Source organism: Oxynema aestuarii AP17, assembly GCF_012295525.1.
GTDB classification, from domain to species: domain Bacteria; phylum Cyanobacteriota; class Cyanobacteriia; order Cyanobacteriales; family Laspinemataceae; genus Oxynema; species Oxynema aestuarii.
Map to the genome: position 1 here is coordinate 525,652 of NZ_CP051167.1, position 13,060 is coordinate 538,711.

A 13,060-nucleotide genomic window follows, 5' to 3' on the forward strand; every position below is an offset into this window, starting at 1 on the left:
TCATAGGATTCTTGTATCTATTTTATGCTAATTCATTAGTACCGTTCAACACTTCTGGGTTCATTCATCTGGCGATCGTCAATTTTTACGAATCTCTAACCTTAATCGCACTGTTACGACAAGGGGAGGTGAGCGATCGCGAAGCAGTTGAGAAACAGATCGCCAGCAATCAGGAACAATTAAAAGAGTGGGCCACCCAAGGGCCGATGAATTTTCAACATAAATTCGATTTAGTCGAAGCCGAACGAATGCGCTTGGAAGGCTGCCGCGATCGGGCGATCGAGAGTTACGATCGCGCCATTGCCGGAGCCAAAACGAACCGATACATTCAAGAAGAAGCCCTAGGGAACGAATTAGCCGCCCAATTTTATCTCGAATGGGCCAAAGAGGCGATCGCCGCCGAGTACATGCAACACGCCTATTCTTGTTATGCGTATTGGGGTGCTAAAGCCAAAACCGACCGACTCGAACGGGACTATCCAGAACTCCTCCAGCCCGTTTTACAACGAGCGAAACTGGAGTTGAATCCTAGTAACAGTTTAGAAGGGTTAACTCATACCTTACTCTCTACCACTCATACCCACAATAGCAGCACCGGATTGTCCGACTCTTTAGATTTAGCCTCGCTGTTGAAAGCCGCTCAAACCCTGTCGCGGACCATCGAACTCGACCAATTACTGTGCGAAATTTCTCAAATTATTTTAACGAATGCAGGGGCGCAAAAAGTAGCTTTATTAATTCCCCAAGAGGAGATTTGGCACTTGCGAGCAATGGCGGAACTCACGGACGAGGGAACGGTAGAAACCGACACGCGATCGCAACCGTTAACCGTTGAAAGTCCGGTTCCTTCTTACTTGATTCACTACGTCAAAAACACTCAAAAAGTGGTGGCGATCGACGAAGCAAAAACGGATATTTCCGGGATCGTCAGAGGGTATTTGCTCGAACGCCAACCCCAAAGTGTCCTCTGTGTTCCCCTCTTAAATCAGGGGAAATTAATCGCGATTCTTTATTTAGAACATCCGATCGCCAAAGGGGTATTTACCCCCGATCGCCAGCAAGTGGTGAAATTCCTCTGTACTCAAGCGGCGATCGCCCTCCAAAATGCCCAACTGTATCGCCAAGCGCAAGAAGCGTTAACCCGACTCCAACAAGCGCAATTACAAATCGTCCAAAGCGAAAAAATGTCCGCCTTGGGTAATTTAGTCGCTGGGGTCGCTCACGAAATTAACAACCCTACGGGATTTCTGCAAGGGAATATTAAACCCGCCCAAGAGTACGTAAGTGATTTGATGGCTGCGATCGACTATTTACTGCAAAAAGTTCCGGCGAACGACCCGGAAATCGCAGAAAAATTAGAAGAATTCGATCTCGAATTTATTCGCGAAGATTTACCCAAACTTTTAGAGTCGATGCATTTGGGAATCGATCGCATTCGCAGTATCAGCAAAAGTTTGCGAACTTTCTCCCGTCAAGATCGCGAACAAAAGATTAAATTTAATCTCCATGAAGGGATTGAAAGTACCTTACTGATTCTCAAGCATCGCACGAAAGCGAATAAAATGCGTCCGGCGATCGACATTGTTAAAGAGTATCGAGATTTGCCCGAGATTCAGTGTTTTGCAGGGCAGATCAATCAAGTGTTTATGAATATTTTAGCCAACGCGATCGATGCTTTAGAAGAAGGTTGCCAGGGGAAAGATTACGCGGAACTCAAAGCTAACCCCAATCGGATTACGATTCGGACGTATCAGGTCGATCGCGATCGCGTGCAGATTGAAATTGAGGATAATGGTTCTGGGATGAAACCGGAAACCCAACGCCGGGTGTTCGACCACAGTTTTACCACCAAAGAAGTCGGAAAAGGAACGGGTTTGGGAATGGCGATCGCCCATCAAATTATCACCGAACAACACGGCGGGACGATTTGCTGCGATTCCACCTTGGGACGGGGGACGGTGTTTACCATCACCCTACCGATTGAGGGATAATCAATCCCCTCGTGAGATTGATTGCTGCATGAAAAAACGGCAAAGATCGCCTCCCTGGGCGAATTAAGCATCTGGAGTTCCCGAGCGAGATCTGGGTAAATCCGGTATGAGTAGGTCAATACAAGCATGTAGCTCTTATAACTTAGGAGAAACAGCAATGCTCCCTAGAAATTAGCGAAAGAGTATGGCGACTCCGTTCCACTCCATCGCCTCGGCTTTCATCCCGACAGCTTCGCGTAGAGTGCGGGGCTTCCCGCCGATTAAGCTAATGCCGAATCCAAAGATCCTCGAACAAACAAATCTAAAAACTCCTCGACCACCGCTTCGGGATCGTCCAAACATTCCCGTTCGGTAAACCGAGTATAAATAATCCCCTGGCGCAAAAAAAGACGAGCGCGGTGGTAGTCCGGAGGAGACCCGGCGGAATCGGTTGAACCGTCTACTTCGAGGATGCCCAATTGTCCGCGATAGACGATCGAAAACTCGACATCGATCGCCCGAGACGGGCCGTCCCGGGTGGGAACGCGACCGGGAACGTTGGCAAAAAACACGAGCTGTCGGAGATCGAGGGCTTCGGCGATCTTGACCTGGGCGGGCGATCGCAACCACAAGCCATTCCACTCGATCGCCCCTCGCGCCGCGCGATCGCCCGTCGGGGTGGAGGGGACGGCGATCGGCAAGCGGGAATGGCGCTGCAACTGCTCGAAGACCTCGCGCAATTTCGGCGATGCCTTACTCACATCCACCCGCCAGTGATGTTCGCTATTCTTACCTCCGGGCTGCCCTTGATAAGTCACGCGAATCCCTTCTATATTCGTCGTCAAACCCGGATCGCGCCATTTGCGATAAATATAATTATTAACCTTGTGGCGATTGAAATGCTTGTTGGGTTGGAGAACTTGAAACAGAGGAATTAAAAAATCGAGTAATTTGCTCGTCGGGACGACGATCTCTTGAGCTTGGGTTTGTAAGGCGCTGGAAAACATCGGTTGCGGAAACGGGATTTGACTGAAATTGAGATAGCCCTTACGACTTCGTTGGGGAAGAACCGGGTCACCGGAGTTAGGTTTAAACGTTCCCATTCACTTCGCTGTTGAAATTTGCCTTATTGTAGTTCTCACATCAAACGTCGGTCAATCGATCGCCCTCAGCGCATCTGACCGATCGCGGTAAACGCCGCCCATCCGTAGGGATTCGGATCGACGGCGATCGTCGCCAACATCGCCTGTCGCAATGCCTGGGCCTTATCCCCCGATTGGCGCCAGTGACGGTAAAACTCCCCCATCAGCACCGCCGTGGTATCGTCCGGAACCGACCACAACGACACCAACACGCTCGCCACCCCCGCCGAAATCAGCGATCGCGACAACCCGATTACCCCGTCCCCCGTAATTTTCCCCCGTCCCGTCTCACAAGCGGACAACACCACCAATTCCGCATCGAGGTTCAACTCAAAAATTTCCGCCGCCGTCAGCAAACCGTCCTCATTTCCCGAAGGGGTCAGGGCAATCCAACTATCGAGGGCGCGATTGGGGTCGAAACTGCCGTGAGTGGCGAGATGGATAATCCGCGACCCTTGCATTTTTGCCACCACTGCGGTTTCCGTCGCCTGTTGACCGAGGAGGGGATTGACGTCGAGCACTCGGGCAATTTCGCGGGCTTCGAGTTCCGCATAGGGTAACGGGGCCAATTGGAGCGACCGTTGACCGATACCCTCGGAAACCCTCGGCATTTGGGGATTGCCGACGACGATCGCCTCCCCACCCTGGGTTCGCGCCTTCTCCTCCCATTTCTGGCCCCGGCGGTGGGTCAAATCGAGAATTTGAATGGAGGGAGCCGTAGAAATTGCGTATTTTTCAATGAGATAACGCCCGTCTGCATCGATTAAGGCGGGAAAAGGCAGGAGAAACAGAGAATCTTGAGGGATAAACACGACATGTTCGTTGGGATCCGTCGGCAGCAGATCGGCGATCGGGTCGATTAACAGTTCGTGCAGTTGTTTTAACTCGTCATAAGTCACTTCCCATTCCGGGGGCGCTTGGGTTCCACTCGATTGAGCTTGCAGGTTGAACAGTCTGAGATTCCGACTGCCGATGACTTCTGGCAGGCGGTTCCCCCGTCGGTCGATGCGCAATTCCGAACGACAGGCCCAGTCATCGAAACAACGGGATTGATAAATCAGGGTGTCGAGAGAGGTATTCTGCTCTCGCCATAAGGGTGTGAGGTTGCTGCGGCGAAAGGTAATTTCTCCCGTCGGCTGGACCACCCAGATGTATAGCTCGGATTCGCGCCATTGGCGCCGTCCGTCGATCTCGAACAGACGGGCGATCCGGCTGTATTGAACGAGGGTGGCGTCGAGATCGCGGGCGATCGTGCGGATTTCGTCGATGTTGGGGGGGGTGATTTCTCGTTCGACATTCAAGCGGTCGGCGAAGTTTTCGGCGACTAATTCGACAAAAGCGCGGGCCCGTCCGCGTTCGGCGATTTCGAGGGCGCGATCGGTTTTGTCCTGCATCACGAGGACTTGTTGCAAGAGTTCGTAACTGTTTTTTTGCCGCTCGAACAGGGCTACTTTTTGACCGTCGCTCAATCCGGGGCGCAACTGTTCGCGAAGCTCGATCGCTTCAAATAGGCGGCTTTCGGCTTGCGGGTAGTCGCCGCGATCGCGGTAGAGTTCGCCGAGATTGTGCAGGCTGATGCCTTGTTGGGGGCGATCGCCCGATTCTCGATGGATGGCGAGGGCGTCTAAATAATACTGCTCGGCGCGATCGTACTGTTTCAACCCTTGGTAAACCCAACCGAGATTATTGAGGGTCGTCCCTTCGATCGGTCGGTTGCCGACTTGGCGATGAATGGCGAGGGCTTCTTGTAAATATTGCTCGGCTTTGGCATATTCCCCCTGTTGCTGGTCGATGACGCCGAGGTTATTGAGGATGGTCGCCACGCCGCCACGGGACCCCAACCCTCGGTAAATTTCGAGGGCTTGTTCGTAGTGAGATCGCGCCGTGCTATAGTGACCGAGACTTTCATAAACCCGTCCGAGGTTGTTGAGGACGGTGCCGACGGCTTCGCGATCGCCCACGTCCCGACTGATGGCGAGGGCTTGTTGGTAAGACTGTTCGGCTGACTCGAACTCACCCACATTGAGGGCGAGGGAACCGAGGTCGTTGAGGGTTGCGGCTTGCCAAAGGCGATCGTCCAGTTCGCGATAAATCGTTAAGGTGTCGGTGTAATATTGTCCGGCGCGGGCGTATTCTCCTTGCTTTTGGGCGATTTCCCCTAAATTTCTGAGGTTGGCGGCTTCTTCGCGGCGATCGCCCCGTTCTCGATTGAGGTTTAAGGCTTGTTCTAAGTAAGATTTGGCGCGATCGTAGGCTCCCCGGTTGCTATACAGTTGTCCGAGCATCCCGAGGCTCCAGGTTTCCCCGGGGCGATCGTCCAATTCCCGATAGAGGGCTAAGGCTCGTTCTAAATAGGGTGCGGCGCGATCGTATTCTCGGCGGCTGTTGTAAACGCTGCCGAGGTCGTAGAGTCGGGAGGCTTCGGCGTGGCGATCGCCCAATTCCCGATAGAGGGCTAAGGCTCGTTCGTAGGACTGTTGGGCGCGATCGTATTCGCGCCAATTGTGATAAAGCTCTCCGAGTCGGGTGAGAAAATTGGCTTGTTGGCGGCGATTGTCGAGTTCGCGGGCGATCGCTAAACCTTGCTGGTAGTAGGGTTCGGCGCGAGGGTAATCGGCGCGTTTGAAGTAGAGGCGGGCGAGGTTGTAGAGGGTGATGCTTTCCCTGGAGCGATCGCCCAATTCGCGATAAATGGTGAGGGCTTGTTCGGAGTGAGAACGGGCTTCCTCCAATTTATCCCAGTGGTCGTAAAGTAAGCCGAGATTGTTGAGTAGGTTGGCTTCGGCGGAGCGATCGCCCAATTCGCGATAGATCCCGAGGGCTTGGGAGTAATATTGTTCGGCTTGAGAATATTTTTCCCAATCGTGATAGAGATCGCTCAAGGCGCTGAGGGTAGCTGCTTCCCCGGCGCGATCGTCGAGTTCGCGATCGATCGCCAACGATTGCAGGTAGGAATGTTCGGCGCGATCGTACTGTTGGAGTTGCCGATAGACCGAGCCGATACTGTACAGGGTGATGCCTTCTTCGAGGCGATCGCCCCGTTGGCGATCGAGGACGAGGACTTGTTGGAACAGTTCGAGGGCTTGGTTCCATTCGCCGCGATCGTAATGTTCCTCTCCCCGCTCGAACAACTGCTCGCGTTCGCTTTGGGGGGGTTCTTCCTCGACCGCTTCCACGGTTTGAGATCGCACCGATCGCGGCCACTTTGTGTGAGTGGAGTGAGGGAATTCGAGGACGATCCCCAAGCTTAATGTGAGGATTAACAGGCTCGACAGTCGCGGCTTCAATGACATCGGTAGTGATTCTCCGATCGATCCGACGGTAAATAGAGGGGCGTGACCCTCGACGGGTCAAGTCCTCTCCCAGTGTTGCCTTTGTTGAGGGCGATCGGCAACCCCCCGATCCGGCGACTGAATGGTGCTGTTGCGCTTATTGAGTGAGCGGTTGTAGGTAGATTCAGTGCTGCGGTGGCAAGGGTTTGAAAAAAGATAGATGTTATTTTCAAAAAGGTTTGAGCCAGTGGCGGGCGATCGCCCAATCTAGAACGAGACCTGCAACGGCAAATAAGACCAAACTTTCGAGGACGAGGACGCCGACGGGCCAGAGGGGGCGCTCTAAGTATAAACCGAGGTCGAGTTGGGTTAAACCGCGCACCAGTCCGAAGGCGAGGACGCCTCCCGATTTGAGGTGGGGGTTGGCGTCGTCGCGAATGATGTAGCGGTAGGTGACGCCGAAGAGGAAGCCACTGACGGCAACGATCGCGCTGGATAGCACCCAGTGGAAGGGGTCGGCGCCGAACGGCGACCCGAGACGATCGCCCGTCCCGAGTTGAGAATTGATAATAGAAAAAACTTCAAACGAGACAACCGTCGCACTGGCGGCGATCGCCCCCGATTTCACGGATTCCAAACGCTCGGTCATTCGTTCCATTTTGGGATTTTAGAGTGGAGATTTTAGAGTGGAGATTGAAAGGGCTTTGAGGGAAAGTTTCCCAATTGAGTGAAGGCAAATTCACAAAAAGATATCTTTGAAGATTTTATCATTTTTGGCGATCCAAAATTCACAATTGTGGAAAAAATTGCCCCATTACCTTAACTTTCTACCGATGATTCATTGCAATTTCCAAACCTCCGATACAACCCGATCGCCTTTAGGGACATGGCAATGGCGTATCTCGACCTCTCGAAGTAATTTGTAAACGATGGCATGATATAGTGCAGGCGATCGCACCCATTAAAAATAAGCTGCTTGCAGATCCCTTGAAAAATCTACAAGCAGCCTAGTTATTCATTATCGAACGGTTCAAAATCGCCTTACAAAACTTGATGGGTGTAAGAATGTTGTTTGACGTTATCTTCAGTTTTGACGATGTTTTCTGAATTGAGTACTCGTTTGCGTTCCGTGGAATAATTCAATTCGCGATAGGTGCTGCCTACCGAGATAATTTCCGTGGCTTCGGGACGACGTTTGTAGGTGCGGGTCGCGGCGAACAAACGTTCTACAAACTCATCGCAAAATTGAGCTTCGGCGGGAAATTCCGAGAGCATTTTGGGAGTATCTCCCTGTAAAACATCGCCGATTTTCGCCGCACGAGCAAATTCATAGGAAGTGGGAATCCCTTTAACGATCGCCTCCAGGGCTGCCGAGGGAATCGGTTCGGCGATTTTCACTTCGTGTAGTTCGCCTTCTTCTTTCAAAAAACAAGTCGCCAAACCGACAACGATATAATCGTCAGCCGTGAGGTCGGGGGCGTTGGGATAAACGGAGGTAGCGGTCATAAGCCTTGATTTTCCAGGATTGAATCGCATTGCCGGATGCATTGTAGCAAGTTGGCGAGGGGAGACGCAGGGGGGCGACCCCGGGATCGACAATCGCCCGTAACCTCCGTCTAGAGGGGCGTTAGAGCATAGCTTGAGCTTGAGCTGCCGCCTCCAGGTCGATCGCGCAGAGGCGATCGTAGGCCCGATCGATCGCCCGTTGACCGCGCAAATAGCCCGTATTGGCCCCGGGACAGATCGCGGTTAAGGTTTGCGGACTGAAACGATCGCGCAACAGGGCGACACTCCGCAGTTGGCGGGGCCAGTGAAACGTTTTCGAGGTTCGCAGGGGAACGGGATTGCCGTCGCGGTCCGGGACTAAGTGGCGCCCGGTAAACAAGACGCCCCCCGCTACGCCCGCGTACAAACAGGCACTTCCGGGGGAATGTCCAGGGGTCCAAATGGCCTCAAAATCGGGATCTAAGGCCAATTCGCGATGAAAAGTAGTGACCTCCAAGCCGGGAAGCAAGTAAGCTTCTTGTTCCTGAACGACGATCTCGCAATCGAAACATTGCTGAATTTCTTTAGCGCGGGCGATCGCCGTTCGATGAGTGATTGACAGCCATCGGACGCCGCCGCGTTCTTCCAAAAACTGTTGGGTCGTTTCGTCCCATGCCGGACAATCAATCAGAAGATTGGCGTTCTTTTTTACAATAAAGTAGGCTGTGCCTCCTAACGTTTCTCGATTGGGAGGGAAGGCAAAAATTGTGTCGAACACAGCCCGTGGTTGTTTGGGCATAGCATGATTGTCTGGTTACTTCTCGTTCTCTTAGGCGCGGTTACCTATCTTATTTTGCAGCGTCGGGTTGCTTACCGGACGCGCACGCCGATCTGGATTTTGTGGCTGGTGTTGATGACTCCGGCCATTATTTGGTTGGGATGGCTGGTAGTTTACGGCGAAAACGCGCCGATTCCGCCGATTTTGGCGATCGCGCCCTTTGCGGTCTGTCCGATAATTTACTGGTTTTTAGTGCAGTGGGGACGGCGATCGTTGCCGCGCACCGAGGTCGTCGAGACCCAGGAGGAGGAAGACGAAAGCGAGTCTGCGTCTGAATCCGAGTTACCCGAGACCGAACCGCGTCCCCTCACTCAAGAGGAAGAAAACCAACTGCGCGATTGTTTCTCGTGGACGGTTTATCCCCTCCACGGGATCGATTACCGTCCGCAGGCGGTGATTTGCCGGGGTCAGTTGCGCGCGGCACCGGACGTAGCGTACCACAAGATTGAAACCAAGATTCACGAGTGTTTTGGCGATCGCTTTCTGGTGGTTTTGCAGGAAGATTTCAAAGGCAAACCGTTTTTTGTCTTAGTTCCCAATCCCCAGCACCAACGCCAACGCGACGATCTCAGCCAACCCGCGATCGCCTTAGCCTTAGCGGCGATTACGTTATTTACCACGACGGTGATGGGGACGCAAATCGCCGGACTGGAGATCGACAATGTTTTTGTCAACCCAGTTTTACTGATTGACGGATTGCCCTACGCGATCGCCCTGATGGCGATTTTAGGGATTCACGAATCGGCCCATTACCTGTGCGCGCGCTACTATCAGATCGAAGTCACCCTACCTTATTTCATCCCCTTTCCCGCCTTTTTAGGCACCTTCGGCGCTTTCATCCAAATGCGATCGCCGATGCCCAATCGTAAAGTCCTCTTCGATATCAGCCTCGCCGGACCCGTCGCCGGATTTGTACTGACCGTCCCCCTACTCCTGTGGGGCTTACACAACTCGACGGTCGTAGACCTACCCGAAGAGGGGGGCTTGTTGACCATCGAAGCCCTCAACCCGCGCTTTTCCTTCCTCTTGACGATCCTGAGTAAAATCGCCCTCGGGTCGCAATTGACCGCCCAAGGGGCGATCGCCCTCCATCCCGTCGCCGTCGCCGCCTACATCGGTTTAATTGCCACCGCCTTTAACTTAATGCCCGTGGGACAACTCGACGGCGGACACCTGGTTCACGCCATGTTCGGGCAACGCACTGCGGTAATGGTCGGCCAATTTGCGCGATTTTCACTGCTGGCGTTGTCGTTCTTGTATCGAGATTGGTTTTTACTAGCGTTATTTCTATTTATCATGCCGATTCTCGACAATCCCGCCCTCAACGACTTGAGCGAATTGGACGATCGCCGGGATTTTTGTGGTTTGGTGGCGATCGCCGTGTTACTCTCGATCGTCCTACCCGCCCCCAGTTTTGTGACCCAGTGGCTCAACTTCTAAAGCTCATGAACCTCCAACCCCCCCCCATCCACGTCATCGGCGGCGGACTCGCCGGAACCGAAGCCACCTGGCAAATTGCCCGGGCTGGCATCCCCGTGGTGCTTCACGAAATGCGCCCCCTTCAAACTAGTCCCGCCCACCATACCGAAGAACTCGCCGAACTGGTCTGTTCCAACTCCTTCGGCGCCCAAGCCAGCGATCGCGCCGCCGGACTCCTCCACGAAGAACTGCGCCAACTCGGGGCGATCGTCATTCAAACCGCCGACCGACACCAAGTTCCCGCCGGAGGCGCCCTCGCCGTCGATCGCGCCATCTTCAGCCGCGACCTCACCGAAACCCTCGCCAACCACCCCCTCATCGAACTCCGACGCGGTGAAGTCCGCCAAATTCCCCCCGAGGGGATTGTCGTCCTCACCACCGGGCCGTTGACCACGGATCCCCTCGCCGAAGACCTCCAGCGTTTCACCGGAATGCAATACATGAGCTTCTTCGACGCCGCCAGTCCGATCGTTCTCGGCGAGTCCATCGACTTCGAGACCGCCTTTCGCGCCTCCCGCTACGACAAAGGCGACGCAGACTATATCAACTGTCCGATGAATAAAGACCAGTACCTGCACTTCTGGCAAGAACTCTGCGCCGCCGAACAAGCCGAACTCAAAGATTTCGAGCGCGAAACCGCCAAATTCTTTGAAGCCTGTCTTCCGATCGAAGAAATGGCCAAACGCGGCGAAGATACCATGCGCTACGGTCCGCTCAAACCCGTCGGACTGACCGACCCGCGCACCTCCGAGCGCTTTTACGCCGTCGTCCAACTGCGCCAAGAAGACAAAGCGGGCAACCTCTGGAATATGGTTGGCTTCCAAACCAACCTGCGATGGGGGGAACAAAAGCGCGTCTTCCGCCTGATTCCCGGCTTGGAAAATGCCGAATTCATCCGCATGGGCGTCATGCACCGCAATACCTTTATTAATTCCCCCGAACTGCTCGAATCGACCTTGCAGTTCAAAAAACGTCCCACCCTCCTCGCCGCCGGACAACTGACCGGAACTGAAGGCTACACCGCCGCCACTGCAGGGGGTTGGCTGGCGGGAACCAACGCCGCCCGACTGGCCCGAGGTTTGGAACCCGTGACCTTACCGACGACGACGATGATGGGTTCCCTATTCGAGTTTATTAGTTCGGCGTCCCCGAAACATTTTCAACCGATGCCGCCCAATTTTGGCATTATTCCCGAGTTACCTGTAAAAGTTAAAAACAAGCGGGAACGTTACGGAAAATACCGCGATCGCGCTTTAAATGATTTAACTCAATGGCGCGATCGTCTTTTAACGATACCCGCCAATGTTTAACTAATATTGAATGGCGCCACTGCTTGCTCAAACTCAAGTCCCCCTTGTTAAGGGGGATTTAGGGGGATCTCTGTTTTCTCCACCGATCGCAATTCCTATGATATCGTAGGTGCAAAATCTAAAAAAACATGAGGCGATCGCGGCATGGAACCCCTACATCAAAACGGCGATCTCATCAACAATCGTTATCGCATTCAAGGTCTTCTCGGTGAAGGTGGCATCGCGATTACTTATCGGGCGATCGACGAAACCACCGACGAACCCGTTGCCATTAAAGCCCTTTCCTTACGACAAGTTAAAGACTGGAAAATTCTCGAACTCTTCGAGCGCGAAGCTAAAGTTCTCGCCCAAATCGACTATCCCACTATTCCCAATTATTTAGATTATTTTCACATCGACCTCGATCGCGATCGCCGCTTTTATATCGTCCGCCAAATTGCCCCCGGTAAATCCCTCGCCGCTTGGATCGAACAGGGATGGTACGCCGACGAAACCGAAGTCAAGAATATCGCCGAAAATATTTTAACAATTCTCGTTTATTTACAACAATTTACTCCTCCCATTATCCACCGCGATCTGAAACCCGAAAATATTATTCGACAAGAAGACGGACAACTATTTTTAGTCGATTTTGGTGCCGTTCAAGACACCTATCGCAACACGATGATAAGCGGGAGTACGGTGGTCGGAACTTACGGTTACATGGCGCCGGAACAGTTTCGGGGTAAAGCCGAACTCGCCACGGATTTATACGGTTTAGCCGCAACTTTGCTATTTATTTTAACCCATCAATCCCCCGCCGATTTGCCCCAAAAACGCATGAAAATCGAGTTTCGTTCGGCGGTCAAACTCTCCGATGAATTCGCCCGATGGCTCGAAATAATGCTCGAACCTGCGGTAGAAGATCGGTTTCAAAGTGCAACGGAAGCCCTGAATGCATTACACGATCTGCGAGGACGGTTAACACCCGGTCATCGCGATCGCCCCCTTCCCGGAAGTCAAATTATCTTAGAAAAAAGCGATCGAGAATTAATCGTAGACATTCCGCCAACTGGATTAACTATACACAATATCGGCTTGCTAGGATTTGCCCTATTTTGGGATTTTTTTGTGTTTATTTGGACGTTTTTCGCCGCCTCTGCGAGTCCATTTTTTGCTTTATTTTCGATTCCATTTTGGGCAGTCGGCTTGATTCTTATCGGTTCTGCTTTATCTTCTTTGTTTTTACGCTTCAATTTGGAAATTAATGCCCGCAACTTTTTCATGCAGTGGAAATTCGGTTTGTGGCAACATCAAGTTACGGGTAAAACTCAGGATCTATCCAGGGTAGAAGTTAGTCCGACTTCGATGAAAATCAATGATAAACCGATCGTTACTTGTGCCTTATTTGAAGGCGCAAAAGAGTATCGCTTTGGTTCCCAACTGTCAACCATCGAACAGGAGTGGTTAGTGCAGCAAATTGCTACTTATCTCGGTATTTTTGCAAAAATTGAAGGTCGAAACAGCGATCGTTATTAGAAGTTGTCACAAGATAATCGTCACAAATTGCGATCGCCTCCAATCG

9 protein-coding genes are annotated in these 13,060 nt (G+C 52.6%); 4 read left to right on the plus strand and 5 right to left on the minus strand.

Annotated features, from left to right (window positions below; all coding sequences use genetic code 11):
* Positions 1–11 precede the first annotated feature (11 nt).
* Complete coding sequence (locus HCG48_RS02220) at positions 12–1,991, plus strand: ATP-binding protein (RefSeq protein ID WP_168567700.1); 1,980 nt, start codon at positions 12–14, stop codon at positions 1,989–1,991.
* A 260-nt stretch (positions 1,992–2,251) separates the two neighbouring features.
* Here HCG48_RS02220 and HCG48_RS02225 read toward each other — a convergent pair whose 3' ends face one another.
* The 5 genes from HCG48_RS02225 to HCG48_RS02245 form a co-directional block, all read right to left on the minus strand.
* Positions 2,252–3,073 (minus strand): putative endonuclease domain-containing protein, encoded by an 822-nt coding sequence (locus HCG48_RS02225; RefSeq protein ID WP_168567701.1) that lies wholly within the window; start codon positions 3,071–3,073, stop codon positions 2,252–2,254.
* 65 nt (positions 3,074–3,138) lie between these two features.
* Positions 3,139–6,405, minus strand: a complete 3,267-nt coding sequence (locus HCG48_RS02230; protein ID WP_168567702.1) for a CHAT domain-containing protein — start codon at positions 6,403–6,405, stop codon at positions 3,139–3,141.
* Positions 6,406–6,613: 208 nt separating this feature from the next.
* Entirely contained in the window at positions 6,614–7,042 is a 429-nt protein-coding gene (locus HCG48_RS02235) for a hypothetical protein (RefSeq protein ID WP_168567703.1), read from the minus strand.
* Positions 7,043–7,425: 383 nt separating this feature from the next.
* A complete protein-coding gene (locus HCG48_RS02240; RefSeq protein WP_168567704.1) occupies positions 7,426–7,890 on the minus strand; it encodes a hypothetical protein in 465 nt (154 codons plus the stop codon).
* Positions 7,891–8,011: 121 nt separating this feature from the next.
* A complete protein-coding gene (locus tag HCG48_RS02245) occupies positions 8,012–8,668 on the minus strand; it encodes an MBL fold metallo-hydrolase (RefSeq protein WP_168567705.1) in 657 nt (218 codons plus the stop codon).
* A 3-nt stretch (positions 8,669–8,671) separates the two neighbouring features.
* Here HCG48_RS02245 and HCG48_RS02250 point away from each other — a divergent pair, with 3 nt between their 5' ends.
* The 3 genes from HCG48_RS02250 (at position 8,672) to HCG48_RS02260 (ending at position 13,014) form a co-directional block, all read left to right on the plus strand.
* On the plus strand, positions 8,672–10,147 hold the full coding sequence (locus tag HCG48_RS02250; protein ID WP_168567706.1) for a site-2 protease family protein: 1,476 nt from the start codon (positions 8,672–8,674) through the stop codon (positions 10,145–10,147).
* 5 nt (positions 10,148–10,152) lie between these two features.
* Positions 10,153–11,496: an FADH(2)-oxidizing methylenetetrahydrofolate--tRNA-(uracil(54)-C(5))-methyltransferase TrmFO gene (trmFO, locus tag HCG48_RS02255; protein WP_168567707.1), complete on the plus strand. Its 1,344-nt coding sequence runs from the start codon at positions 10,153–10,155 to the stop codon at positions 11,494–11,496.
* A 144-nt stretch (positions 11,497–11,640) separates the two neighbouring features.
* Complete coding sequence (locus HCG48_RS02260) at positions 11,641–13,014, plus strand: serine/threonine protein kinase (RefSeq protein WP_168567708.1); 1,374 nt, start codon at positions 11,641–11,643, stop codon at positions 13,012–13,014.
* Positions 13,015–13,060 lie beyond the last annotated feature (46 nt).